The 24,758-nt window shown below is 68.3% G+C and carries 26 protein-coding genes; 13 read left to right on the top strand and 13 right to left on the bottom strand.

The features are described 5' to 3' along the window. Nucleotide 1 precedes the first annotated feature (1 nt). The 3 genes from CTB96_RS06550 to CTB96_RS06540 form a co-directional block, all read right to left on the bottom strand. On the bottom strand, nucleotides 2-310 hold the full coding sequence (locus CTB96_RS06550) for a hypothetical protein (RefSeq protein WP_146215759.1): 309 nt from the start codon (nucleotides 308-310) through the stop codon (nucleotides 2-4). 102 nt (nucleotides 311-412) lie between these two features. Continuing rightward, nucleotides 413-1,144 (bottom strand): DUF2461 domain-containing protein, encoded by a 732-nt coding sequence (locus CTB96_RS06545; protein ID WP_181397173.1) that lies wholly within the window; start codon nucleotides 1,142-1,144, stop codon nucleotides 413-415. Nucleotides 1,145-1,216: 72 nt separating this feature from the next. After that, complete coding sequence (locus CTB96_RS06540) at nucleotides 1,217-1,795, bottom strand: HhH-GPD-type base excision DNA repair protein (protein ID WP_110126106.1); 579 nt, start codon at nucleotides 1,793-1,795, stop codon at nucleotides 1,217-1,219. A gap of 160 nt (nucleotides 1,796-1,955) precedes the next feature. Between CTB96_RS06540 and CTB96_RS06535 the strand changes: the two genes are divergently transcribed. The 4 genes from CTB96_RS06535 (at nucleotide 1,956) to CTB96_RS06520 (ending at nucleotide 5,195) form a co-directional block, all read left to right on the top strand. Further along, nucleotides 1,956-2,276 (top strand): hypothetical protein, encoded by a 321-nt coding sequence (locus tag CTB96_RS06535; RefSeq protein ID WP_248283250.1) that lies wholly within the window; start codon nucleotides 1,956-1,958, stop codon nucleotides 2,274-2,276. A 67-nt stretch (nucleotides 2,277-2,343) separates the two neighbouring features. Further along, a complete protein-coding gene (locus tag CTB96_RS06530) occupies nucleotides 2,344-3,375 on the top strand; it encodes a PHP domain-containing protein (RefSeq protein ID WP_110126105.1) in 1,032 nt (343 codons plus the stop codon). A 96-nt stretch (nucleotides 3,376-3,471) separates the two neighbouring features. Next, nucleotides 3,472-4,566 carry an S-(hydroxymethyl)mycothiol dehydrogenase gene (locus tag CTB96_RS06525; RefSeq protein ID WP_110126104.1) on the top strand — a complete coding sequence of 365 codons (1,095 nt, stop codon included), beginning with the start codon at nucleotides 3,472-3,474 and terminating at the stop codon, nucleotides 4,564-4,566. Then, nucleotides 4,566-5,195 (top strand): MBL fold metallo-hydrolase, encoded by a 630-nt coding sequence (locus CTB96_RS06520; RefSeq protein ID WP_181397172.1) that lies wholly within the window; start codon nucleotides 4,566-4,568, stop codon nucleotides 5,193-5,195. The genes CTB96_RS06525 and CTB96_RS06520 overlap by 1 nt, the downstream gene beginning before the upstream one ends. A gap of 87 nt (nucleotides 5,196-5,282) precedes the next feature. On the opposite strand, the gene CTB96_RS06515 is transcribed toward CTB96_RS06520, so the two are convergent. Genes CTB96_RS06515 through alsS form a run of 3 tightly spaced genes read right to left on the bottom strand, consistent with a single transcriptional unit; the run spans nucleotide 5,283 to nucleotide 8,257 of the window. Continuing rightward, a complete protein-coding gene (locus CTB96_RS06515) occupies nucleotides 5,283-5,735 on the bottom strand; it encodes a DUF1801 domain-containing protein (RefSeq protein WP_110126102.1) in 453 nt (150 codons plus the stop codon). Nucleotides 5,736-5,744: 9 nt separating this feature from the next. Then, nucleotides 5,745-6,500, bottom strand: a complete 756-nt coding sequence (budA, locus tag CTB96_RS06510; protein ID WP_110126101.1) for an acetolactate decarboxylase — start codon at nucleotides 6,498-6,500, stop codon at nucleotides 5,745-5,747. Next, nucleotides 6,497-8,257, bottom strand: coding sequence for an acetolactate synthase AlsS (gene alsS, locus CTB96_RS06505; protein ID WP_110126100.1), 1,761 nt, complete (start codon nucleotides 8,255-8,257; stop codon nucleotides 6,497-6,499). The genes budA and alsS overlap by 4 nt, the downstream gene beginning before the upstream one ends. A 113-nt stretch (nucleotides 8,258-8,370) precedes the next feature. Between alsS and CTB96_RS06500 the strand changes: the two genes are divergently transcribed. From CTB96_RS06500 to CTB96_RS06485, 4 genes are all read left to right on the top strand, one after another. After that, nucleotides 8,371-9,249: a LysR family transcriptional regulator gene (locus tag CTB96_RS06500; protein WP_110126099.1), complete on the top strand. Its 879-nt coding sequence runs from the start codon at nucleotides 8,371-8,373 to the stop codon at nucleotides 9,247-9,249. A 146-nt stretch (nucleotides 9,250-9,395) separates the two neighbouring features. Next, complete coding sequence (locus tag CTB96_RS06495; protein ID WP_219993227.1) at nucleotides 9,396-10,190, top strand: siderophore-interacting protein; 795 nt, start codon at nucleotides 9,396-9,398, stop codon at nucleotides 10,188-10,190. Between the two features lie 119 nt (nucleotides 10,191-10,309). Next, a complete protein-coding gene (locus CTB96_RS06490; protein ID WP_110126306.1) occupies nucleotides 10,310-10,837 on the top strand; it encodes a GNAT family N-acetyltransferase in 528 nt (175 codons plus the stop codon). 27 nt (nucleotides 10,838-10,864) lie between these two features. Further along, nucleotides 10,865-11,218, top strand: a complete 354-nt coding sequence (locus CTB96_RS06485) for a UBP-type zinc finger domain-containing protein (RefSeq protein WP_110126098.1) — start codon at nucleotides 10,865-10,867, stop codon at nucleotides 11,216-11,218. A 13-nt stretch (nucleotides 11,219-11,231) separates the two neighbouring features. Here the strand turns inward: CTB96_RS06485 and CTB96_RS20315 are convergent, their stop codons facing one another. Together CTB96_RS20315 and CTB96_RS06470 are read right to left on the bottom strand one after the other, a co-directional pair. Further along, nucleotides 11,232-11,873 carry a hypothetical protein gene (locus CTB96_RS20315; RefSeq protein WP_146215758.1) on the bottom strand — a complete coding sequence of 214 codons (642 nt, stop codon included), beginning with the start codon at nucleotides 11,871-11,873 and terminating at the stop codon, nucleotides 11,232-11,234. A gap of 248 nt (nucleotides 11,874-12,121) precedes the next feature. Further along, nucleotides 12,122-13,714 carry a S8 family peptidase gene (locus CTB96_RS06470; protein WP_181397171.1) on the bottom strand — a complete coding sequence of 531 codons (1,593 nt, stop codon included), beginning with the start codon at nucleotides 13,712-13,714 and terminating at the stop codon, nucleotides 12,122-12,124. A 77-nt stretch (nucleotides 13,715-13,791) separates the two neighbouring features. Here CTB96_RS06470 and CTB96_RS06465 point away from each other — a divergent pair, with 77 nt between their 5' ends. Together CTB96_RS06465 and CTB96_RS06460 are read left to right on the top strand one after the other, a co-directional pair. Continuing rightward, complete coding sequence (locus tag CTB96_RS06465; protein ID WP_110126095.1) at nucleotides 13,792-15,267, top strand: APC family permease; 1,476 nt, start codon at nucleotides 13,792-13,794, stop codon at nucleotides 15,265-15,267. Nucleotides 15,268-15,269: 2 nt separating this feature from the next. Further along, nucleotides 15,270-15,734 carry a universal stress protein gene (locus CTB96_RS06460; protein ID WP_110126094.1) on the top strand — a complete coding sequence of 155 codons (465 nt, stop codon included), beginning with the start codon at nucleotides 15,270-15,272 and terminating at the stop codon, nucleotides 15,732-15,734. A 2-nt stretch (nucleotides 15,735-15,736) separates the two neighbouring features. Here the strand turns inward: CTB96_RS06460 and CTB96_RS06455 are convergent, their stop codons facing one another. Then, nucleotides 15,737-17,299 (bottom strand): cryptochrome/photolyase family protein, encoded by a 1,563-nt coding sequence (locus CTB96_RS06455; protein ID WP_110126093.1) that lies wholly within the window; start codon nucleotides 17,297-17,299, stop codon nucleotides 15,737-15,739. Nucleotides 17,300-17,440: 141 nt separating this feature from the next. Between CTB96_RS06455 and CTB96_RS06450 the strand changes: the two genes are divergently transcribed. Beyond that, nucleotides 17,441-18,223, top strand: a complete 783-nt coding sequence (locus CTB96_RS06450; RefSeq protein ID WP_110126092.1) for an SDR family NAD(P)-dependent oxidoreductase — start codon at nucleotides 17,441-17,443, stop codon at nucleotides 18,221-18,223. Between the two features lie 43 nt (nucleotides 18,224-18,266). Here the strand turns inward: CTB96_RS06450 and ychF are convergent, their stop codons facing one another. Next, entirely contained in the window at nucleotides 18,267-19,340 is a 1,074-nt protein-coding gene (gene ychF / locus CTB96_RS06445; protein WP_110126304.1) for a redox-regulated ATPase YchF, read from the bottom strand. A gap of 96 nt (nucleotides 19,341-19,436) precedes the next feature. Between ychF and CTB96_RS06440 the strand changes: the two genes are divergently transcribed. Then, nucleotides 19,437-20,054: an exonuclease domain-containing protein gene (locus CTB96_RS06440; RefSeq protein WP_110126091.1), complete on the top strand. Its 618-nt coding sequence runs from the start codon at nucleotides 19,437-19,439 to the stop codon at nucleotides 20,052-20,054. Between the two features lie 20 nt (nucleotides 20,055-20,074). Here CTB96_RS06440 and CTB96_RS06435 read toward each other — a convergent pair whose 3' ends face one another. Next, nucleotides 20,075-20,278 carry a hypothetical protein gene (locus CTB96_RS06435; protein WP_110126090.1) on the bottom strand — a complete coding sequence of 68 codons (204 nt, stop codon included), beginning with the start codon at nucleotides 20,276-20,278 and terminating at the stop codon, nucleotides 20,075-20,077. A gap of 113 nt (nucleotides 20,279-20,391) precedes the next feature. Here CTB96_RS06435 and CTB96_RS06430 point away from each other — a divergent pair, with 113 nt between their 5' ends. Beyond that, a complete protein-coding gene (locus CTB96_RS06430) occupies nucleotides 20,392-21,717 on the top strand; it encodes a DNA recombination protein RmuC (protein WP_110126303.1) in 1,326 nt (441 codons plus the stop codon). A 24-nt stretch (nucleotides 21,718-21,741) separates the two neighbouring features. Here CTB96_RS06430 and CTB96_RS06425 read toward each other — a convergent pair whose 3' ends face one another. Beyond that, nucleotides 21,742-22,626 (bottom strand): EamA family transporter, encoded by an 885-nt coding sequence (locus CTB96_RS06425; protein WP_248283249.1) that lies wholly within the window; start codon nucleotides 22,624-22,626, stop codon nucleotides 21,742-21,744. Nucleotides 22,627-22,773: 147 nt separating this feature from the next. Further along, nucleotides 22,774-24,666: an alkaline phosphatase gene (gene phoA / locus CTB96_RS06420; protein ID WP_110126088.1), complete on the bottom strand. Its 1,893-nt coding sequence runs from the start codon at nucleotides 24,664-24,666 to the stop codon at nucleotides 22,774-22,776. Between the last annotated feature and the right edge of the window lie 92 nt (nucleotides 24,667-24,758).

Here is a 24,758-nt window from a genome sequence, read left to right as displayed (position 1 = left end):
ATCAGCGCAGCAGGGCGAGCACGACCTGCACGGCGATGAGGACCGCCGTCGCACCGGTGAGCACGAGGGAGACCAGGGTGAGGCCGCTGCCCGTGGCGCCGGCTGGAATCACCCGGCGGGCCTGCAGCGTGAAGGCGAAACCGACGGCGCCGACAACCAGCCCGGGAAGGGGAAAGATCACCACGACGACCACGCCGAGCAGGGTCAGCCAGAATCCGACGACCCGACCGGGGGCCTTCGTCCAGTCCGCCTGCGGGGCACCCAGTGCGAGGAGGCGGTTGCCCTCCATCTTGGCTCGAGGGTCATTCACAGTGCTGCTCCTTCGAGGGTTCGTTGGGCCGGTTCGGCCGCGACCGCTCTTCAGCGCCATTCTCCTCCATTCCGGGCGCGACGGATCGTCACGACTGGAGCGTCACGGCCGACTGCCCGCCGCCCGGCGCCGCCCGGATGCCGCATCCACCGCCAACGGGGTGGCCGTCGCGAGCGGCACGTTGAGCAGGTCGACGAAAGCGGCAAGCGCCCGGAACCTGTCCACGACGACATCGACGAAATCTTCCCGGAGCGCCGCGTCCCCGGGCAGCAGAGCGAACTGGGCCCAGCTGCGCACCCGCAACAGGTCCTCGGCCGGGTGTTCGGCCGGGAAACCCCGCGGTGCCCGCAGCAGCGGGCGCCCATCGAACGGCTCAGCAACGCGCAGCAGATCCGCGTTCGCGAGCACCGCCCGCATCTGCTCGTGGTGCTCGAGCAGATACTCCCGGATGGCTCGCAACTGCGGTGAACCGGGCGAATACGCGCCGCCGGCCACCATCACCCCGTGCACCCCCACCTGAAGGAAGAACCCGGCGCCGCCGGCCTTCTCCAACCCCTGCCGAGGCCAGCTGGCGGCGAGATGGGTCTTATAGGGCGTCTTGTCATTCGAGAACCGCACGTCCCGATAGATACGCAGCATCGCCTTGGGCGGCGGACGCAGGTAGTCCGCCGCGAAGGCACCCAGCCGGGAGTTGACAGCCTCGATCACCTCGAGCATCCGGGCCTTCAGCTCGGTTTCGTAGGTGGGCTTGTTCTCATCGAACCAGGCCCGGTTGTTGCGGTGTTCGAGTTCCTCGAGAAAGTCGAAGGCCTGCTCGCTGAAATGTGGACCCACCTGGGCACTCCCCTTGTTGTCGGATCCTTCTATTCTCCCGTCTTGAAGCGGCCGGTACCGGAGTGGGTCTCGCTACTTCGCCGCGGCCTCCTTGGCCGCGGCTTTCGCGGCGCGCTTGCTCTCGCGCACGCGGGCCAGCGATTCGGGGTCCACGATGTCGGCCACGGACTTGAGCGACCCCTCCTCGCCGTACGGCGCCGAGGCTTCGCGCCAGCCGGCCGCCGTCAGGCCCATCCGTTTGCCGAGCAGGGCCAGGAAGATCTTCGCCTTCTGCTCCCCAAAGCCCGGCAACGCCTTCAACCGGCGCAGCACCTCGGCCCCGTCGGGGTCACCCTCGGTCCAGATCCGGGCCGCGTCGCCGTGCCACTCCTCGGCCACGACCCCGGCGAGGGTCTGCACCCGCCCGGCCATGGACCCCGGGAACCTGTGCACGGCCGGCGTCTGCTTGAAGACCTCGACAAACGCATCCGGCTCGTAGCCGGCGAGGGTCTTGGCATCCAGGCTGCCGATCCGGTCGCGGATCTTGGCCGGACCGGCGAACGCCGCTTCCATCGCGATCTGCTGGTCGAGCAGCATGCCGACCAGGAGCGCGAACGGGTCTTCGCTGAGCAGGGTGTCGGCGGCGTCATCGCCGGTGAGATGCAGTGTCATCGGGCCATTCTGCCACCGGTCTCTGGCACTTTGGGGGGTAGCCTGCCCCGTTGGCACCGGGCGGGGACGATGCCACGATGACTCCAGCGGCCGATCCCGGCCATTTACGTCCGAGAGCGCTTTCGAGCACAGCAGTTTCGAGCACAGCAGAAGGGCCATCATGCTGGATGTACCCGCAGGAAGTGTTCTGCGCAGTTGGACGGGCTGGATTCGCCCGGAATCACGAAGCGCGTATGCCGCGTATCTGGAGCGCACCGGCCTGGCGGACTACAGGTCGACGCCGGGCAATCTCGGGGCGACCCTGGTGTTCCGCGACCTGCCCGACGGTCGGTGCGAGGTGCGTACCATCTCCGCCTGGCGGTCGTACCGGGACATCGTGGCGTTCGCCGGCGACGACATCGACATGGCCGTCTTCTACCCGGAGGACGACCGGTTCCTGATCGACCGGGAACTCACGGTGGCGCATTTCGACGTCGCCTGACCCGGCCGGCGCAGACCGGATCGCCCCGGCCTCGCGTGATCGGCCGGTTCGGGCCGATGATGGCAGCATGGATGCCGTCGACGCGTTGAACGAGATCGCTTTCTGGCTCGAACGGGAGCTCGCCCCCACCTTCAAGGTGCAGGCGTTCCGCAAGGCTGCCGGACTGATCGGTGACCTCGACCCGGACGACCTCGCCGATCGGGCTTCCGACGGCCGGTTGCGCGCGATGAAGGGCATCGGCAACCGCACGGCGGAGGTGATCGGGCAGTCGCTCTACGGCGTGCCCGACTACCTCGATGACCTGCGGCAGAAGGGCGCCGACCCGCTGGCGACCGGAGGGCGCGACCTGCTCGCGGCGTTGCGCGGCGACCTGCACGCGCACAGCGATTGGTCTGACGGCACCACGTCGATCGACCTCATGGTGGCAACGGCCGGGCTCCTCGGCCGGGAGTACCTTGCCGTGACCGACCACTCGCCCACCCTCACCGTGGCGCACGGGCTGACCGCCGAACGGCTGGAGGAGCAGCTCGCCATCGTCGCCGCGGTCAATGACGCGCAGCAGGCCCGGACCGACGGTGCGGTGCGGGTGCTCACCGGCATCGAGGTCGACATCCTCGAGAGCGGCGAGCTCGACCAGAAGCCGGAACTGCTGGAGCGGCTCGACCTCGTCGTCGCCAGCGTGCATTCGAAGCTGCGCGCTGACTCCCTGAGCATGACCCGGCGGATGCTCGGCGGCATCCGCGACCCGCACAGCAACGTGCTCGGGCACTGCACCGGCCGGCTGCTGAGCGGGTCGCGCGGCACTCGGCCGCCCTCCACCTTCGACGCCAAGCGGGTGTTCGCCGCCTGCGCCGAAGACGGCGTCGCGGTCGAGATCAATTCCCGCCCGGAGCGGCAGGACCCGCCGGACGACCTGATCAAGATCGCTCTCGACGCCGGCTGTCTGTTCAGCATCGACAGCGACGCGCACGCTCCCGGGCAGCTCGACTTCCTCGCCTATGGCGCCGCCCGGGCTAGCGCCAACGGCGTGCCGCCCGAGCGGATCGTGAACACCTGGCCCGTGGAGCGGCTGCTGGAGTGGTCGAAGTCCGGCCGCTGAGGGTGCCCGCGCCTGCCCGCCAGCACCCGATCAGCATGCTTCGCTAGGTTGGAAGCCTGCCATCATCGGCTGCCCCGGCAATTCACGAGGAGCTCCATGCCCATCACCGTCCAAGGCGCGATCGCCCGCTCGAAGGGGGCTCCCGTGGAGCTCACCGACATCGTCATCCCCGACCCAGGGCCAGGTGAGGTCGTGGTCGACATCGAGACCTGCGGCGTCTGCCACACCGACTTCCACTACAAGGAGGGCGGCATCAACGACGACTTCCCGTTCCTGCTCGGCCACGAGGCCGCCGGCCGGGTGAGCGTCATCGGCGCGGGCGTCACGCACGTGGCCGTCGGTGACTTCGTCGTACTCAACTGGCGGGCCGTCTGCGGCGACTGCCGGGCGTGTAAGCGCGCCGAGCCCTGGTACTGCTTCAACACCTTCAATGCCAGCCAGAAGATGACCCTGGTCGACGGCACCGAACTCAGCCCGGCGCTGGGCATCGGCGCGTTCGCCGAGAAGACCCTCGTGCACGAACGGCAGTGCACCAAGGTGAACCCGGATGCCGACCCTGCCGCGGTCGGACTGCTCGGTTGCGGCATCATGGCCGGCATCGGCGCCGCCATGAACACCGGCAACGTCTCCCCCGGTGACTCCGTGGCCGTCATCGGCTGCGGCGGCGTGGGAGACGCCGCCGTGGTCGGCTCCCAGCTGGCCGGCGCCGGCACCATCATCGCGATCGACCGTGACCCGAAGAAGCTGGCCAAGGCCACCGAGTTCGGCGCAACGCACACCATCGACTCGTCCGGCCTCGACGAGGCCGGCGTCGTCGCGGCCGTGCAGGCCCTCACCGGCGGCTTCGGCGCCGACGTCGTCATCGACGCGGTCGGCCGCCCCGAGACCTGGCGGCAGGCGTTCTACGCGCGCGACCTGGCCGGCACCGTGGTGCTGGTGGGCGTTCCCACGCCCGAGATGATGCTGGAGATCCCCCTCGCCGACGTGTTCGGCCGGGGCGGCTCGCTCAAGTCGTCCTGGTACGGCGACTGCCTGCCCGAGCGGGACTTCCCTCTGCTCACCGACCTGTTCCTGCAGGGCCGGCTGCCGCTGGCGGACTTCGTGAGCGAACGGATCGGCATCTCCGATATCGAGGCGGCCTTCGGCAAGATGGCCTCCGGCGACGTGCTGCGTTCGGTGGTGGTGCTCTGATGACCGCGCGCATCGAACACCTCGTCACGGCCGGCACCTTCGACCTCGACGGCGGCACCTGGGAGTTGGAGAACAACGTCTGGATCGTCGGCGACGACACCGAGTGCGTCGTGATCGACGCCGCCCACGACGCCGGGGCGATCCTCGCCGCGGTGGGCGACCGCACGCTGCTGGGCATCCTCAGCACGCACGCGCACAACGACCACATCGGCGCCGCCCGGGCGGTCGCGGCCGCGACCGGCGCGCCGGTCTACCTGCACCCGGACGACCGGATGCTGTGGGATGTCGTCTACCCGGATGCCGCGCCCGACCGCGCCCTCGAGCACGGCCAGCGCATCGCGGTGGCCGGTACCGAGCTGCAGGTCATCTCAACCCCGGGTCACTCCCCCGGGTCGGTGTGCCTGTATGCGCCGTCCTTCGGCACGCTGTTCAGCGGGGACACGTTGTTCCATGGTGGCCCGGGCGCCACCGGGCGCTCGTACAGCGACTTCCCGACCATCATCGAGTCGATCACCACGAAGCTGCTCAGCCTGCCGTCGGAGACCGTCGTCAACACCGGTCACGGCGAATCGACCTCGATCGGCGCCGAGGCCCCCGACCTGCCGGCCTGGATCGCCCGCGGGCACTAGCCCCGCCCGCGAGTTGCCCCGGTGCGGACGAGTTGCCCCCGCGAACCGGGGCAACTCGTCCGCTTCGGGGCAACTCGGTGAGGCGGGCTACTCCTTCGCCCGGCTGGTGAACACCCCGGCGGTGACGGCGCGGTATGACTCGGTGAGGATGCCGTCGAGCACCCCAAGGTCCACCTTGTCGAGGTTGGTGATGTACAGGCAGCCAACACCGGTCTTGTGCGGCCCGAGCTTGGCGAGGGCCTCGGCGTGCGCGCCGACCCCGTCGGCGAGGTAGATCGTGCTTGAGGCTTTGCGGGGCGAGAACCCGGTGGCGCAGACGTCGCCCTCGCGCCCGCTCTCGTACTTGTAGTGATAACTGCCGAAACCGATGATCGTCGAGAACCACATGCGCGGCGGCTTGCCGGTGATACGCCCGAACAGCTCGAGCAGCGTCTCAGCGTCGCGCCGCCGGGTGTCACCGGGCACGGCGTCGACGAAGGCGCGCACCTCGGCATCCGCTGCGTCGCGGTCGGTGCGGTCTGCGGGAGTCCCTGGTGCCATACTCCTACGCTAGGCGTGCTGTTCGGTCTTCGCCAGCTGCCGGGCGAGGTCTTCCGGTGACAAATTGGCGTCGCGGAACGCATCCGTCAGCGGCAGTTGGAGTCGCAGGTCGGTGCCGAGGCACAGCGCCGCGCTGCCGCTCTTGAGCTTGAAGTCCAGCACGTGCCCGCCGCCGGTGCGGTCGTCCGTGATGAAGTGCGCGTGGCAACCGGGCACGCCGATGCCCTGCTCGTAGAGCGGGGTGCGGAACCCGACGATGGAACCCGTAACGTTGTGCAGCTCCACGATGGCGTCTTCGTCGGTGGCCTCCACCATCGGCCGGTAGGGCTTCTGCTGTTTCACCACGGTGCGCATCCGGATCCACTCGAAGTCGCCGTCGATGCGCAGCGCATACATGTAGTTCTCGGACGCCGTCATGTGGTCGATGAACTCGCTGGCCTCGGTGCGGAGCACGTTGCCGGGCAGCTCGCTCTCGATGTGCGGCACGAAGTTCGTGACCACGGCGTAGGGCGTGTACGCCCCGAGGTCGGCCTTGTTCACGCCGCCGTCGGCGCGCAGCTGGTAACAGCTGCCGTCGAGGATGAGCATTTCGCCGTCGAGGCCGTTGAAGGTGCCGATGCCGAAGCTGCCGTGCCCGAGCAGGTCGCGCACGGTCATCTCACCCTCGTAGACGCCGTCGAGCAGGGCGCTCATCAGGCTGGTCTGGAAGATCTCGTGCCGGGACACCGACAGGGGCGCCGGGGTCGGAACAGTGGAGTCGCTCATTGCAGTACGTCGCTTTCCAGATCAGCCATGAGCTCATCCCGGTTGTTGCGGTAGTCGACGCGCACGTCGATGATGCTGGGCCCGTCGTCGTTCATGGCCTGCTCGAGCACCGCGGCGAAGTCGTCGAGGTGGGTGACGCGGTAGCCGTGCGCGCCGAAGGACTCGGCGTACTTCACGGCGTCGTAGTCGCCGAGCTGCACGCCGGAGGTGCGGCCGTACTTGCCCTGCTGCTGGAACGCGACCATGTCGTAGGTGCCGTCGTTGAAGATGATGTGGGTGAACTTCGAGCCCAGTCGCACGGCCGTCTCGAGCTCCATCGCGGAGTAGAGGAACCCGCCGTCGCCGGAGACCGACACCACCGGTGTGCCGGGGCGCACCAGGGTGGCGGCGATCGCCCAGGGCAGGGCAACACCCAGGGTCTGCTGGCCGTTGGAGAACAGCAGGGTGCGCGGGTGGTAGGTGCGGAAGTGCCTGGCCATGTAGATGTAGTGCGAGCCCACGTCGCAGAGCACGGTGGTGTCGTCGGGCAGCAGGGCGCGCATCGCCAGGGTCAGTTCGGCGGGGTGAACGCCCTCGGACTCGTCTTCCTGGCGGGCGGGCCGGTCGGCTTCGGCCAGGCGGGCGCGCTCGGTGGCGACGACGGCCGACGCGGATGCCGACAGGGTGAGGCCGTCGATCTGGCGGGCGAGCGCATCCATCGTCTCGGCGACGTCGCCGCGCAGCTCGATGGTGGGCCGGTAGAAGTCGTCGAGGTCGGCCGACAGCTCGTCGAGGTGAATGATGCGACGCAGGTGGTCCTTGTTCCACTTGGACGGTTCGTACTCCACGAAGTCGTAGCCGATCGCCAGGATCAGGTCGGCCTTGTGCAGCAGCACGTCGCCGGGCTGGTTGCGGAACAGGCCCACCCGGCCGAGGTAGTGCTCTTCGAGTTCGTGCGAGAGCACCCCGGCGGCCTGGAAGGTCTCGACCACGGGCAGCTTGGCGGCGCCGAGCAGCCGGTGCAGGGCGGCGACGGCGCGGTCGGAGCCGGAGCGGGCGCCCGCCAGGATCACCGGGAACTGGGCGCCCTTGAGTAGTTCGGCGGCGCGCTGGATGCTCTCGGCGGGGGCGGCACCCAGCTGGGGAACCCAGTGCGGGGTGGTCATCGAGACGGTGGTGGAGTCGGTGAGTACGTCGTAGGGCAGCACGACGGCGGCGGCGCCCTTGGGCTCCTGGGTGGCCTGGCGGAAGGCGTTGGCGATGGCTTCCGGCACGTTGTCGGCCATGCTGACCTCGCCGGCGGACTTGGTGACGGCGTTCAGCATGCCCACGGCGTCCATGGCCTGGTGGGTGCGCTTGAGCCGGTCGCCGCGGGAGACGGCGCCGCAGATGGCCACCAACGGGTCGCCCTCGGTGGTGGCGGTGAGGAGGCCCGTGGCGAGGTTCGAGGTGCCGGGACCGCTGGTGACGAGCACCACGCCGGGTTCGCCGGTGAGGCGGCCGACGGCGGCGGCCATGAAAGCGGCGTTCTGTTCGTGGCGCACCACGATCATCTGCGGGCCGCCGTCGAGGAGCGCGTCGTAAACCGGGTCGATCTTGGCGCCGGGAACGCCGAAGATCCACTTCACGCCGTAGGCCTCGAGGCATTCGACCACCCGGTCGGCCGCGCGACGGGGTGAGCCGAGGGCGTCCAGGCCGAACGCGCTGGGCTGGCCGGCCGTTTCGGTGGTGCTGTCCGCCGCGTGAGTGGCGGTCTGGGCGGGTGTGGTTTTCGCCATGATGTCCTTCCGAAGCCGGTCTCACCGGCGTCTGAGTCAATGCTCCCGCTTCGACCGATAACAAACAACGCCAATCGACGATGGCAACGATCTATGAATGAGATGATTGGAGCATGGACCTCAGGCAGCTCGAATTCTTCAGCGCCGTCGCCGGCGAACTGAACTTCACCCGCGCGGCGGAGCGGCTGACCATCGCCCAGTCGGCGGTGTCGGCCGGGGTGCGCGCGCTGGAGAGCGAGCTCGGGGTGGAGCTCTTCGACCGCAGCCGCCGGCAGATCCGGCTCACCTCCACCGGCGAGTTGCTCCTGCCCAAGGTGCGGGAGGCGCTCGACGCTGTGAACGAAGTGCGGGATGTGGCGCAGCTGTCGACCCACGCCATCACCGGGTCGATCGTGATCGGCCTGATGACCTCGGTCACGCTGGTGAACGTGCCGCGACTACTGGGCCTCTACCGCACCGGCCACCCCGGGGTGGGGGTGCGACTGCGGGCCGCCCGGCGCGGCTCCGCCGACCTCGTCGACGAGTTGGCCACGGGTGAGCTGGACCTGGCGTTCCTGGCCCTGAGCGGGCCGGTGCCTGCGATGCTCTCCGCCGTGCCGATCGCCTCCTCCCCGATGGTGCTGGTGGTGCCCGCCGGGCATCCGCTGGCCGCTTCCCCCACCGTCGACCTCGCAGCACTGGCCGCGGAGGAGTTCATCGACCTGCCGCCGGGCTACGCCAGCCGGCAGATCGTGGACGACGCGTTCGCTGCCGCCGGGGTGGAGCGCAAGGTGATGATCGAGGTCTCCGACATCGGCACCGCCGCCGAATACGTGACCAACGGCCTGGGTGTGGCCCTGCTGCCCGAGTTCGCCGCGCACGCCGCCCTGAACGTGCGCCGCCTCCCGGTGGCACATGTGCCCGACTTCACCGTCTACCTGGCCGCTTCCCGCAAGCGCCGGGCCTCCGCGGCCGTGCGTGCCTTCGTCAACCTGGCCCTCTCCGGCGAATAGCCCCGCCCGCCCGCCCGCCGCAGAAGTCCGCCGCGACAACAGGTGGCGCGCCGGGGATGGTGAACGACCGGCGTCGGCCGCTAAAGTTAGGTCACCCTTACCGGATCCGCCGGCGAGGATGCCCGCCCGCAACCGAATGTGACCCGATGAGCGCCCCAGGCCGCCCCACCCCGCCCCAGAACGCCACCATGCTCGTGGCCGAAGTCCTCCGCGCCGAACGCGTCACGCCCACCATGATGCGCGTCACCCTCGGTGGCGACGCGCTCAGCGCGTTCGAGCCGATGGGGTTCGACCAGTGGTTCCGGCTGTTCCTGCCCGCTCGCAGCGACGCCGAGACCAGTTATGCGCTGCCGGCCAAGATCAACCTGCTCGGCTACATGCAGTACCTGGCGATGCCCAAGGCCACCCGCCCGGCGATGCGCAACTACACGGTGCGCCAGTTCCGGCCGGCCGAACGCGAACTCGACATCGACTTCGTCGCGCACGGCGACAACGGCCCCGCCAGCCGATGGGCCGCCGCCGCACGCATCGGCGACACCGTGGCGCTGCTCGACCAGGGCACCATGTTCAGCCCGACTGACGGCACCGACTGGCACCTCCTGGTCGGAGACGAGAGCGGGCTCCCCGCCATCGCCGGCATCCTGCGTGACCTGCCGCGTGATGCGACCGGTCACGCGTTCATCGAAATCCCCGACCCGGCGGATGCGCAGCCCGTCGACGCCCCGGCCGGGGTCGAGGTGCACTGGCTCCCCCGTGAGCACTCCGACCGACCCGGGGCTCTCGCCATCCGCACCGTGCAGGCGTTCGACCTGCCCGCCGGGTCGGTCTACGCCTTCCTGGTGGGTGAACAGTCGCTGCCCACCCAGCTGCGCCGCTGGCTGGTCACCGAACGCGGAGTGCCCAAGGCGAACGTCACCTTCAGCGGGTTCTGGCGAGCCTAGGCAGCACAGCCGGTCCTTCCCGGCCGGGCACTCCGGTGGCACTATTGACCCACGCGAATGGAGGTGGCGTGACCACGATCGAGGTGTCCCCAGCGCACGAATTCGCCGACGTGCAAACGATGTTCGCACCGAAGAAGCCGGAATCGTCGGTCTGCTGGTGCCTGTCCTGGCGGCTGAGTTCAAAGGAGAACCGGGCGCTGACAGGCACGGCTCGGGCCGACAAGGTGCGGGAGTTGTGTTCTCGCCCGCTGGCGCCCGGCGTGCTCGCGCACATCGACGGCGAGGTCGCCGGTTGGGCCGGCATCGCGCCGCGGGCCGACCTGCATCCGTTCCGCACCTCCCGCAAGATTCCGCACCTCGACGATCTCCCGGTCTGGTCGCTCTGGTGCATCCGGGTGCGTCCCGGCTATCGCAAGCAGGGTCTCACCCCCGCACTCATCGACGGCGCGGTGGAGTATGCCCGGGCGTCGGGGGCGCCCTGCGTGGAGAGCTACCCCGCCGACAACGGCGACGAACGGATGGACCTGACCATGGCGTACGTCGGCACCCGGCGCATGTTCGAACGGGCCGGCTTCCGCAAGGCCGCCGACACCGATTCCGTCGTGGGCGGGTTTCCGCGCATCCTGATGCGGCGGATGCTCGACTGACCGGCAGACACGGGGCAGAATCGGACGATGACGTCGACTGACCCTGACATCGACCCCACGGCCACCCCCAGCGGCACTGGCTGCCTCGAGTGCGAGAGCACCGGGTCGTGGTGGATCCATCTGCGCCGCTGCGCGACCTGCGGGCACATCGGCTGCTGCGACGATTCGCTCAACCGGCACGCGACCGCGCACGCCACGCACACCAGCCATCCGCTGATCCAGAGCTTCGAACCCGGCGAGGACTGGTTCTGGAGCTATCCGCTCAACGACTTCGCCGACGGTCCGCGACTGGCCGATCCGCAGCACCATCCCACCAGCCAGCCCGTTCCCGGGCCCGCCGGGCGGGTGCCGGCGGACTGGCAGGTGCAACTCGGCGGCTGACTGCAGTGATCGGCTAGCTGCAGTACTCCGTGGCGACCACTGTGCTGGCGCGCACCACGATGCCGGTCACGATGTCGTCGGTCACTGAGATGTTGATCCAGTTGCCGTTGCCGTCTGTCACGGCGTAGTGCGGGGTGTATTTGTCGTCCTGGTAGGTGAGGGCCGGGTAGGCGCTCGTCACCGCGTCGAGCGTGGAGCCGATCCCGATGCCCTCGATGGTGTGCGGCGACCCAGCGGCGAGCGCCACCGGGTCGGGCCCGCCCTGCAGCACAACCTGCTCCACCACGCCCGTGCCGAGCCGATCCGGAATCAGAATGGTCGGAGAGGCCGGCCGGTCGTAGGAGACGACCGACGGGCACCCGTCGTAGGTGGTGCCGGTGAACGCGGTCATGGCCTGGCTGGCCGAGCTGATCTGGTCGCCCAGGTTGAGCGGCCCGACACTGGTGAAACCGATCAGCCAGGACTCTGGCGTGTCGAGGTTCACGGCGTCCGCTGTCGGTGTGGGGGTCGACGTCGCGCTGGGTGTGGGGGTGGCCGTGGCCGCGGTCGCGGTCGAGGTCGCGGAGACGGTCGGCGTCGCCGCCGGAGCATCCGCGGACTGACCCGCGCAGCCCGACAGCATCAGGACCACCCCGAACGCGCCGGTAGCGATCATGGACGCGATTCTGCGCCTGGACCTGTGGGCGGTCATCCGAATTCCCCCGTACGTCGATGTGAGTGAGCGTGCCTTCAGGCTAGACCGTCGTGACGCCGCGGCGAGGGGTTCATGGCGCGCCCTGTTCGGGGGTGCTGTCAGGCATTGTCAGGCACGGAGCGCGAGCGGTAACCTCAGCCCACGCGGTCGAACCCGAGCTGGACCCGAGCCAGGGCTAGACCGGACTCGCCCAGGGTTCGTCGGGCGGGTCAGAGGAACGTCCTGGCGAATCCCGGTGAACACGTGGTCTGCGTCGCCTCGGTATCAAGCTGGGCGTTGCCCGGTACTGCCAACAGGCGCGCTCGAAAACCGGGCTGCTCCAGCAGGTGGAACGCCAGCTCGCCCTCGAATCGGGCAAGCGTGAGGCTCAAGGCGTCACCGTCCAGGTGGAGGTGCCGGGACAGGGCGCTCTCGAACGTTCGCTCGTCGAGATTCACCAGCGCGCTCAATCGGGCGAGAGCGGAGTCGCCTGCGGCCGACGCTCGTCCGAGCTCCGCGCGCTCAGGCAGCGGCGCCGCGAGCAGCGCGGCGGCATCCACGATGCCTGCTCCCCACTTCCTGGCGTTCCACCCAGGAGGCACTCGGACGCCCTGAGAGGTCAACACCTTCAGAAAAGCGGCCTGCACCTGCGGGCCGTAGCGATCCCGAAGCATCGTGGGTCCGTGGTGCGCCAACCAGAGCGCGGCGACACCGGCGACGTGTGCCACCGCGTACGAGGTGCCGGATGCCCGGCGCACGACGGCAACCGGCTCGCCGTCGTCCCACCGGTAGGCTGCCGCCCAGACGCACCAGCCCGGGGCGGAGACGTCCACCGCCCGTCCACGGGAGGACTCCGGCCACGGCTGGTCGTCAACCCCCGTCGCTGCGACGGCCAGGCAGTTCGGGTACGACGCCGGTGCCACGACGATGCCCACTTGGTTGCCGGCCGCCGCGAGCACGATGATGCCGTCATCCACCGCGCGTTGGATCTCCGCCTGCAGGCCGAAAAAGCCCTTGCCGCCCAGGCTGATCGAAATGACCTGGCACCCGGTGGCGCGGGCGTGCGCCACGCTTCGCGCGACATCCGTGTCGAAGAGTTGCACGACGCTCTCCACCGCGCGGATCGGCACGAGCGTGGCCTCCGGGGCGACGCCGACAATTCCCTGCTCCTCGTTGCCACGGCCGGCGAGGATGCTCGCGGTCCCGGTTCCGTGCCCGGGGTAGACCAGCGGCCATGGTGACTCATCTGGTGCCACCAGTGGGTCGCGGGCGTCATCATCGTCGGAGATGAAGTCCCAGTCTTTCGACAGGTCCAGTGCCTCCGCGCCCAGGTTCGGATGGAGGGTGTAGCCGGTGTCGGGGTGTCCGATCAGCACGCCGGCGCCCCGCGCCGCTCCTCCCGGCACCAGCGGAACCGCCCACGCCTCCTCGCACCGGATCGCATCCCGGGCCCAGCTGCTGTCCGCGCTGCCGGGAGTACACCCCTCTGTAACGGGAACGGTGGTGCCCGCGGAGTGGCCGGTGTCCGCGATCGGCCTCACCGGCAGGTCCGCCTCGGCCCGGCTCACCACACCGAGGTCAAGGATCTGCTGCACCAGCGTGTGCGCCGCCCGGGCGTACCCGGCTGTGCCCACCCGGTTCGGTACCTGTCCGCTGACCAGCCATAGGTTCTCGTCGTCAGGCAGCAATGCCGTGACGGACCAGGCGGTAATGGTGCCGTGAAGAATCTCGGCCAGACCGTCATCACCCGATGCCGGTCGCAGGGCGCACTCCACGACGATCCGCATCTCCCGCGCGCGCTCGGGTGCTGTGATATCGCCCACCAGGCCCATATTACGGTTACGTGAAACTTGATCACTTGTCTTGCAGAGCGGGAATGCCCCCGGCATACTTTGGCTGCATGACAACGACAGTCGAATCATCCGTCGCACACGGTGAACTCAAGCGGTCGATCACGACCAAGCAGCTCTACTTCTACGTCGTCGGGGATGTTCTCGGCTCCGGCATCTATGTGCTCGTGGGCTTGGTCGCTGCTGCGGTCGGGGGGGCATTCTGGATGGCTTTCCTGGCCGGTGTGGCGATCGCGGCAATCACCGGGCTCGCCTACGCCGAGCTGGTGACCAAGTATCCCCAGGCAGCCGGCGCCTCGCTCTATATCTTCAAGGCGTTCCGCAGCCCCGCGCTCACGTTCTTCATCACGATCTGCATGCTGTCAGCCAACATCGCTGCCGTCGGATCGCTGGCATCAGGGTTCGTGCGCTACTTCGGTGATCTGATCGGGATGCCCGAGGATGCCATTTGGGGAGCCACCCTGGTGGCACTGGTCTTCGTCGCCATCATCACGGCGATCAACCTGATCGGGATCACCGAGTCCGTCGTGGCCAATGTCGTGATGACGTTCGTGGAGATCACCGGTCTGATCATCGTGGTCATCATCGGGGTCATCGCCCTGGTCGAGGGCGTCAATGACCCCTCGGTTCTGCTCCAGTTCAACGCGGAGCCCGGAGCCGGTTCGGCGATCCTGGCCGTGCTTGCAGGAGTGTCGTTGGCCTTCTTCGCCATGACCGGCTTCGAGAACGCCGCGAATGTGGCCGAAGAGACCATCAACCCGTCCCGGGCCTTTCCCCGCGCGTTGATCGGCGGCATGCTCACGGCCGGCGTTGTGTACGTGCTGGTGTCCATCGCAGCCGCTCTGGCCGTCCCAATGGACGTTCTGGCCGGCAACACGCTACTCGAGGTCATCCGAGCAGACCTCTTTTTCATTCCGGCCACAATCATGCTTGTCGTCTTCGGCGTGATCGCCATGATCGCCATCAGCAACACCGCGTTGGTGACCGTGGTGGCGCAGTCCCGCATCCTCTTCGGCATGGCCCGCGAGAACGTGGTGCCGGCCGTCTTTGCCAAAGTGCACCCCACCCGGCGCAGTCCGTACGTTGCGCTGCTCTTCGGCGCTGCCATCGTGGGCGTGCTCCTGGTGGTCGGCGCGGCCATCAAATCGAGCCAGACGGGCCTGCCCGAGGACGAACAGCTTGATATCGTCGATCGGCTGGCGACGATCACGGTGGTTTTCCTGCTCTTCATCTATGCGTTGGTGATCGTGGCGTGCCTCAAGCTGCGCGGCAAGGATGATGGCCCCGACACGTACCGGGCGAACACCCCGCTGCTGATCCTCGGCATTGTCGGCAATTTGGCCGTTCTCGCCTACACCCTGATCGATGATCCAGAGGCGCTCTACTGGGTTGCCGGTCTCCTGGCCGTTGGCCTGGTGCTCTACATCGCTCAAAAACTCTTCGGCAAGAAGAATGCGACCCCGCCGAGGGCCGGGGCCGGCACCCCCGGGGCCGCCGAATCGCTTCCCGCGGATAAGGAACTCTAAGCATGCATGTCATTGTCGCTACCGACGGTTCCCGGGCATCCCTCATGGGTGCCCGACAGTTCAAGTGGATTGCCGACTCCCGCGAGATCACCGACGTCACCGTGGTCGCGGTGGTGAGCCCGTACGCTGCGGTGCCCTTCGCCAACGAATTGGGCCCGCAGCGGAACCCCGGGTTGACCGAGCTCAATTTCACCGAGGACGCCAAGGTCGCCCTCGACACGGTTGCCGCCGAGTTCGCCGGGTGGGGCCCCACCATCCACACCCAGCTCCGAAGCGGTTCCCCGGCCCAGGAAATCATCCGAGCCGCCGAAGACCTGGATGCGGATCTCATCGCGATGGCGGCCGGCGGCCGGGGGCTCAGCGCCACGATCCTGCTCGGGAGCACAGCGTCACGGGTCCAGCACTCCGCGCCCTGCCCTGTCTTGGTCTGCCGTCCCACTCCGCGGAGCGAGCGCGAGCTCAACTGAACTCATCGACGTTGCTGTGCGGCGAGAAGAGCCTCGGCTCGGCGGCGATGGTCGTTCAACGTGGCCGGGTCCATGTTGTCCAGCAGCGAGACCACCATGCGCGTGCGCGGGTTCCCGGCGAAGACAGCGCGGTGGTCGTCGATGAAGGTCCAGTACAGCGCATCCCACTCCGGCATCCACTCCCCCGCAGGCAGGTCCGACATCTTCCGCAGGTAGTTGCTACCGGAAACGTAGGGCTTGGTGGTGATCACATCGCCCGCCGCGAACTGGCTCATCGCGTAGACGTTGGGCACCATCACCCAGTCATAGGCGTCGATGAACATCTCCATGAACCATTCATAAACCGCGTCGGGGTGGATGCGCAGCAGCGCCATGGCGTTACCGAGCACCATCAGCCGCTCGATGTGGTGGGCGTACCCGGTGTCGAGCACGCGGGAAATCACCAGGTCCACCGGCGCCAGACCGGTGGTCGCGTCCCACCAGCCGTCCCCGAGGGCGTTGTGATGGTCGAGCCGGTTGGCGGTGCGCATCTGGCGGCCGCGGGTGCGGTAGGTGGCGCGCATGTACTCCCGCCAGCCGATCACCTGCCGTACGAATCCCTCCAGAGAGGCGAGCGGAGTATCGTGATCGGCGCCGTCGAGTACCACCCGCACGACGTCTCGCGGATCGAGGAGTCCGATATTGAGCGCAGCGGTCAGCAGTCCGTGGTTGATGAACGGATGCGCCGTGGAGATCGCGTCCTCGTATGGCCCGAAGCCGTTCAGCCGTTCGCGGACGAACTCCTGCAGGTGCTCGCGCGCCTCGTCGCCGGTCGTCGGCCAGGCGAACAGTTGTGGGTCGCCCGGAGCATCCGGGAACTCGGCACTCACCCAGGCGATGGCGAGCTCGACCTCGGGCGCCACCAGCGCGTCGTGGGTGTCGTCCATCAGCGCGTCGAAATCGAAGGTTCCCTCGCTGCGGAACGCGGAGTGACCGGCGAATCGGTCGACGACAGGGGGCGTGTATCCGCGCGGAAGCTTCTTGCGGTTGTCGGCGTCGAAAGACCATTTCCCGCCGACGGGTTTGTCGTCATGGAGCAGGATGCCCATCCGGCGGCGTTGCCAGATGTAGAAGTCCTGCATGCGAGGGCCGTGCTGGGAGAACCAATCATCGATCTCTGCCCGGTCGGTGAGGAAGTTCGGTGTCTCCAACACGTCGGTCCTGCGCATCCGATACCCGCCGGCGGCGAGCCCGGCGAACAGATCCTGCTCGAGCCAGTCATCAACCACGTCGAACCAGGTCACCCGTGCCGGGTCGCGGCTCTGAATGAACTCGGCGAGCTGGTCGTGCGAGCTCCGAGCCGCATCGCTCTGGAGCTCGACGACCTCGTAGTCGTGGTCGCGCAGGCGGTCGGCGAACCGGCTCATCGAGGCGCGGTGCAACACCAGCTTGTGGGAATGGAACCGGTACTGGCGAAAGAGCAGGTCATGCTCGATCAGCACGAAGACGGTATCGGCGGCCGCGTTGAAGTGCTGCTGAAAGAGCTGATGCGGCAGCACGAGGCGCACATTCTGTCCCGGAGGCATTCCCCCACGATAGGCGTTGTGTCCCGGAGCAGATGGGCGTTTCCGATCCTGGCAAACCGGATGAGAATCATCGTGACCTCCGGTACTCCGGAGGATCGCGCCCCATCCCACCATCCGCCCCGACTCGAAGGAACGTGACCCATGGATCTTGAGCTTGGAGGGAAGACCGCCGTCGTCACCGGCGCCAGCAAGGGAATCGGACTCGCCGTGACCAGAGCGCTCGTCGCCGAGGGGGTGCGGGTGATTGCCGGGTCCCGCTCGTCGTCGCCCGAGCTTGACGCCCTGGGCGACGCTGTTCGATTCTTTCCCGTTGACCTGTCAACGTCAGCGGGTCCGGCGGCGCTGGTCGCCGAGGCCTCGGACGGTCTGGACATCCTCGTCAACAACGTCGGTGCGCTCACCCCTCGCACGACGGGGTTTCTCGACATTACTGATGAGGATTGGCTGGCCACGCTGAACCTCGACCTGATGGCCGTGGTACGCACCACTCGCGCGGCCATCCCCTTGCTCATCCAGCGCGGCGGCGGAACCGTAGTGTCCGTCGGGTCGGTCAACGCCTTCCTGCCCGACCCGGGAGTGATCGACTATTCGGCCGCCAAGGCGGGCGTGTGGAACCTGTCGAAAGCGCTCTCGAAAGAGTTCGGCGACCGGGGCCTGCGCTTCAACACCATCAGCCCCGGACCGGTGTCGACGTCGCTCTGGCTGGGTGAGACCGGTGTGGCGGCGACGGTGGCCGCCGCCATGGGCATCTCGCCTAACGAAGCCCGACAGCGTGTGATCGAGGCCGGGGGCGGAATCTCGACCGGCCGGTTCACCGAACCGCAGGAAGTCGCCGATCTTGTGCTTCTGCTGGCCAGCAATCGAGCAGGTAATGTCACCGGCGCTGACTTCCGGATCGACGGTGGGCTGACTAAGGAGCTGTAATCGGAGGTACCGACTTCGCTGCCCGAAGACAGCCGGGGCGGTGTTAGTTGTTGAAGCGGAACTCCACCACGTCGCCATCCTGCATGACATATTCCTTGCCTTCGATGCGGGCCTTGCCCTTGGCACGAGCCTCCGCCACCGATCCGGCGTCGATGAGGTCCTGGAAGGCGAAGACCTCGGCTTTGATGAAGCCCTTCTGGAAGTCGGTGTGGATGACTCCGGCGGCCTGCGGGGCGGTCCAGCCCTTGTGGATGGTCCAGGCGCGCGTTTCCTTGGGTCCTGCCGTCAGATACGTCTGCAGCCCCAGGGTGTCGAAGCCGATGCGGGCGAGCTGGTTGAGCCCGCTCTCTTCCTGGCCGGTGGAGGCGAGCATCTCTGCGGCGTCCTCGTCGTCGAGCTCGGCGAGCTCCGATTCGAGCTTGGCATCGAGGAACACGGCCTTGGCCGGAGCGACGAGCTCGGCCAGGGTGGCCAGTTTCTCGGCATCCTGCAGCACGGCCTCGTCGACGTTGAAGACGTAGATGAACGGCTTGGTGGTGAGCAGGCCGAGTTCGCGGATGGGCTCGACATCGATCTTCGAGGCCGAGAGCGGCTTGCCGGTGTCGAGGAAGGTCTGCGCTTCGAGCGCGGTCTTGAGCACGCTCGGGTCGAGCTTGCGACCCTTGGTTTCCTTCTCGTACCGCACGATCGCCTTTTCCAGCGTCTGCAGGTCCGCGAGAACGAGCTCGGTGTTGATGGTCTCCATGTCGCTGGCCGGGTTGACGGCACCGTCAACATGCACCACGTCGGGGTCGGCGAAGCCGCGGATGACCTGCGCGATGGCGTCGGCCTCACGGATGTTGGCCAGGAACTTGTTGCCCAGACCTTCACCCTCGCTCGCGCCGCGCACAATGCCGGCGATGTCGACGAACGACACCGGGGCCGGCAGCAGGCGCTCGCTGCCGAAGACCTCCGCCAGCTTGGCCAGGCGGTAGTCGGGCAGGTTGACGATGCCAACGTTGGGCTCGATGGTGGCGAACGGGTAGTTCGCCGCGAGCACGTTGTTCTTGGTCAACGCGTTGAAGAGGGTGGACTTGCCGACATTGGGCAGTCCGACGATTGCAATAGTAAGAGCCACGAGCATCCATCGTACCGGCTCTGCCTGTGCACCGTTCTGCCGCGGCACTCCGGCCCGCCCGGCCGGCGATGTCGGTGGCGCGTGAGACCATGAGGCGTGCCCGTCAATTTCACTGCCATCGACTTCGAAACCGCCAACTCCTCGGCCGCCTCGGCCTGTTCTGTGGGGTTGGTGAAGGTGCGCGACGGCGTCGTCGTCGACAAGATCGGCTGGTTCATCCGCCCGCCGCTGGGTCACGACGCGTTCCTGGAGTGGAACATCCGCATCCACGGCATCTACCCCGAGCAGGTGGCGGATGCGCTGAGCTGGCCCGAGCAGCTGCCCGACCTGGTCGACTTCGCCGACGGCGACGTGCTCGTGGCGCACAACGCCGGCTTCGACCTGGGCGTCATCAAGACGGCCTCCACCATCACCGGCATGGTCGTGCCCGACTTTCGCTACGTCTGCAGCCTGCAGGTGGCCCGGCGCACGTACCACCTCGACTCCTACCGGCTGCCGGTCGCCGCGATGGCTGCCGGTTTCGAAGATTTCGCCCACCACGACGCCCTGGCCGACTCCGAGGCGTGCGCAGCGATCATGATCCACGCCGCCGACCGGCACGGCGTTGACACCATCGAAGATCTCGCTCGCATCTGCGGCGTCAACGTGGGTGTCATCGGCCCGGTCGCCACTCAGGAGCACGCGGCCACGCACGGACCGATGGCCCTGAACTAGAAGCGGCTGTTGTCGGCCAGCTATCGGCCGAGCAGGCGCCGGAACCAAGCGGAGAGCCGGCCGGTCTGGGCGTCGGTGAACTCATTCGAGATCTTCATCGACTCCTCCACGAGGTTGCCGCCGTGCATGATCGACTCGAGTCCGCTCATCGCGCGCTGTTCCTGCTCTGCGGCCCGCCGTCTGCGCTCCTCACGGGATGCGGCCTGCGCGGCGTTGTCGTCCATGGCGCTTGAGCCTACGCCACGACGCCGCACTGGAACGGGGCGTGCTGGCCGCCGACCTCGCGACGCGCGAGCGGCCTGACGGCGGTGTCGGAGGTCACTGTCAGACTGTCGGCATGGACCCTCTCGCGCTTCTGATCGGCCTCGTTCTCGGTGTGATTCTCGGCGCCCTGGTGAGCGCCGTGCTGCTGCAGCGACGTCGCGCCACGCTGCCTCTCGGCGCCGACCCTGCTGTGCTCGAGGCCCGGCACCAGGTGGTGCTCGCCGAGACCCGCGCACGCGAAGCCGCGGTGCAGTCACTGCTGCGCGAAGAGCTGGCGTCGATGCAGGCCACCGCCGACGGGTTGCGCGATCAGATCGCCGACCAGAAGCGACAGTACCGCGACATCGTCGACCGGCAGCGCGACGATCAGGCCGCCCGCAGCGAACGCGATCGGCAGGAGAGCCAGGTGCTGCAGGCGCTCGCCCCGGTGAAAGACAGCCTGCAGAACATGCAGAAGAAGGTGACCGAGCTGGAGCAACAGCGCAGCCTGCAGCACGGCGAGCTCACCGAGCAGCTGCGCTCCGCCACCGAATCCGAGGAACGCCTGCGCAGCACGGCCGAATCCCTGGCCTCGGCCCTGCGGGCCAACAACACCCGCGGCGTCTGGGGCGAGACTCAGCTCCGCAGTGTCGTGGAGGCCGCCGGCCTGATCGAGCGAGTCGACTTCGACGTGCAGTCCAGCATCCACTCGGATGCCGGTGCCGGCCGCCCCGACATGGTGGTGCACCTGCCCGGCGGCAAGAACATCGCCGTGGATGCCAAGGTGCCGTTCACCGCGTTTCTCGAGGCCAGCCAGATTCCGGCGACCGCCACCGGCGCGGATGGCGCCCAGCGTGCTGTCTTCATGAAGGCGCACGTCAAGGCCGTGCGCGACCATGTCACCGCCCTCGGCAGCAAGGCGTACTGGCAGGGTCTGGACGCCTCCCCTGAGCTCGTGATCGCGTTCATCCCCAGTGAATCGCTGGTGTCGTCGGCACTGGAAGCCGACCCGTCGCTGATGGAGTTCGCGTTCAGCCGGCGAGTTGCCTTGGCCTCCCCGGTCACGCTCTGGTCGGTGCTGAAGACCGTGGCCTTCAGCTGGCAACAGGATGTACTCACCCACGACGCCCAGGTATTGTTCGATCTCAGCCGCGAGCTGTACTCCCGGTTGGCCACCACGGCAACCCACATCGAGAAGCTCGGCCGGGCAATCGAACGCACGGTCAAGGACTACAACGGCTTCGTCGGGTCGATGGAGCGCCAGGTGCTGCCGACAGCTCGCAAGCTCAGCGCCCTGGATGAGTCGAAGGTGTTGGCCCCGCTGGCGGCGATCGAGGAGTCCCCCCGCGATCTGGTGGCCTACGAGTTCGTGGCCGCGCTCGAGACCGACGCTCTGGAGGCCATCCCTACCAGGGACTGATCCCAGCCCGACCGAGCTGTCGCCCTACGGGATGGCGCGGGCGGTGCGTTCGATGTCCGACAGCGGTTGCTCCCGCTGGGTGGCGATCGCCGCGCCGGCGGCAACGCAGACCACGACGATGGCGATCTGTTGCTGCAGCAGCAGGCTCTCACCCAGCACCAGCACGCCGAAGATCGCCGCAATCACCGGCCCGAAGCTCGTGATGATGGCATACAGGCGCGGCGTGATCCGGCGCAGGATGAACGTGTCGAGCGTGTAGGGGAATGCCGATGACAGCACTCCCACGGCCACGAGCAGGCCGATCACACCCCAGTTCAGTTTCGAATAGTCCACCGTGACCAGGGCCACCGGAACGAGCAACACCAGACTGACCAGGCTGGCGATGGTGATGCCCTCCAGCCCGGGCAGCTGCGTGGCGACCCGGCGGGTGAGCAGTATGTAGCCGGCCCACGCCGCCGCAGCGGTCAGCGCCAGGGCGATACCGAACGGGTCCAGGGTGCCGTCCGACCAGGTGAGCAGCACCACACCGCCGGCGGCCGCGGCCGCGCAGACGAAGTCGAGGAAGCGTCGGGACGCCGCCAGGGCCACGGCGAACGGGCCGAGGAATTCGATGGTGGCGGCGACGCCGAGGCCGAGCCGGGCGACCGACTCGTAGAAGGTGAGGTTCATCACGGCGAGCACCACGCCGAGCAGCAGGGCCGGCCAGAGCCGCGCCCAGGTGAAGGTGACGAATTTGGGCCGGTAGAACGGCAGCACCGCGACCGCCATCACCAGTTGGCGCATCGCCACCACGACGGGCGAGCCCACCATCGGGATGAGCAGCCCGGCCAGCGAGGACCCGTAGTTGATGGTCACTTCGGTGACGAGTTGGGCTCCGGCGCCGGTCAGGCGGTCACGCTTGGCTGTCACTGTTCTCCCCCGCCACCACATGCGGCACTCGAATGAGAATACCGGCGGCCGGGTGTCGGCCCGAACAGCAAACGAAGGCCGCTCCAGTCGGAGCGGCCTTCGCCGTGCTGCCGGATGCCGCAGCGGCGTGCGGCTACCGGATGTTTGCTACGACGCCGCGTGGTGGCGTCGGCGGCGGATCACCAGGAACACCCCGCCCGCGGCGAGAAGCAGGGCGGCCAGGCCGGCAACCGGTGCGACCTGCGCCCCGGTAGAGGCAAGCGCCCCGACCACGGCCGCGGCGGCGCCGGCGGACGGACCGGTGCCGGGCAGGGCCACGGCCGGAGCGGTGGCCGTCGGAGTCGGTGTCGGTGTCGGAGTCGCGGGGATGGCGTCGGCGGTGACGGTGAGCGTGGCCGACACGGAGACTCCGGTCTGTGCTCCCGTGAGGGTGACCGAGTACTCGCCGGGCTCGCTCGGTGCCGTGCCGATGAAGACGGCCTGGCCGTCGATGACGTCGGCGACACCCAGCGGCTCACCGGAGGCCTCAGTGCCGACCTCACCGGCTGCGCGCCAGTCGGCGGCGAGTCCAGAACCGGTGGCCGTGAAGTCGGTGCCCGGAGCAACGGTGGCTTGGTCGAGGGTGACCGCGGCACCGGCACTCAGCGCGGCTAGGTCGGTGTTCAGCGCCAGGGCGTTGGACGAGGTGAAGAACAGGTCGGTCTGGTCCGTCAGGCCGAGCACGTTCGCGGCGCCGGGGCCGTAGCCGGCGATGCGCACCTGGGACCCGGTGTGCTGCTGCGACTCCCCAGCGTTGGCGGTGCCATAGCTGACCAGCATGGTCTGGCCTTCCTCGGTGGTCAGCGCGACGCTGAGGCCGGGCGGGGTGGAGCCGACGATCTGGCTGGTGTGGGCGTGGTCGGCAGTCACCACGACGAGGGTGTTGCCGTCGGCCTTGGCGAAGGCGAGGGCGGACTGCACGGCCTCATCGAGGTCGACGGTCTCGCCGATCTGTCCGCAGGCATCCGCGGCGTGGTCGCGCTTGTCGATGCTGGCGCCCTCGACCTGCAGGAAGAAGCCCTGCTCGGAGTCCGCCGACAGCAGGTCGATGGCCTTGTCGGTCAGCGAGGCCAGCGAGAGGCCGGTGTTCAACCGTTCGGGGTTGGCCGTGCAGGAGACCGGGGCAAGGTCGCCGCCGCCCACGGTGGCCTCCGGGCCGACCCAGCGGGTGGGGAAGTTGCCTTCGGTGAACAGTCCGAGCACCGGGGCGCTCTGGTCGGCTGCGGTGATCGCTTCCAGGCCGGCGGCGTCGTTCACCAGCTGGTAGCCACGCTCGGTGGCCTGTTCGAAGAGGGTCTGACCGGCCCAGTCGCCGCCGACGGCGGTCTCGGTGAAGGTTGCGGAGCCGCCGCCGAGCACCACGTCCGGGCGCAGGGTGAGGAGTTGTTCGGAGATGGAGCCGAGGCCGCCGTTCTCGAGCGCCTCCTCGGCGCAGGTCACGCTGGTCTCCACCGGGCCGTAGCAGCCACGGGCGCTGATGTGCGCAACCTGGGCGCCGGGGGTGGCGTCCTGGATTTCAGCGGTCGAGACGTTGCCCGTACGCAGGCCGTTCGCCTTGGCGAGCTCCAGCAGCGTCGACTGCGGTGTGCCCGCGATGTCGACCGAGAGCGAGCCGTTGTTGGTCTTGGTGCCGGTGGACCAGCCGCTGGCGGTAGAGGCGGATTCAGACGCGTAGTTCGGGGTGCCGTCCGGGTTGAGGGCGTAGGTCGTGTACTGGCCGGTGAGCGGCAGGGCGTCGATCCCGGCGAACTCGCCCGCGGCCCCTTGGGCGTAGTTGCGCGCGACGGTGATCTCACTGTCGCCCATGCCGTCGCCGATCAGCAGGATGACGTTCTTGGCCGGGCCGTCCACGATGGACTCGCGGATCGCGGCGGTCTGGTCGCCATCGTTGCGGGCGGCGCCGCCGTGGTCGTCGGTGGCGGCGTAGGCGCCGAGCGGCGCGAGGATGCTGGCGCCGGCGAGCAGGCCGGTCGCGGCGACCATCAGCGCGCTGCGCCTCATGGTCGGGAGTGAGTTGGACGCACGGTGCACGGTATTTCCCCCTGGAAATTGTGTCTGTGTGTTGGCCGGATTCGAACCAACGTCATCCAGGC

Origin of the sequence: Cryobacterium arcticum, from assembly GCF_003185895.1 — a bacterium.
In the GTDB taxonomy this organism is placed as follows: Bacteria; Actinomycetota; Actinomycetes; order Actinomycetales; family Microbacteriaceae; genus Cryobacterium; species Cryobacterium arcticum.
Note: the sequence above shows the minus strand (reverse complement) of the source record. Positions and strands in the feature narration are given on the sequence as shown.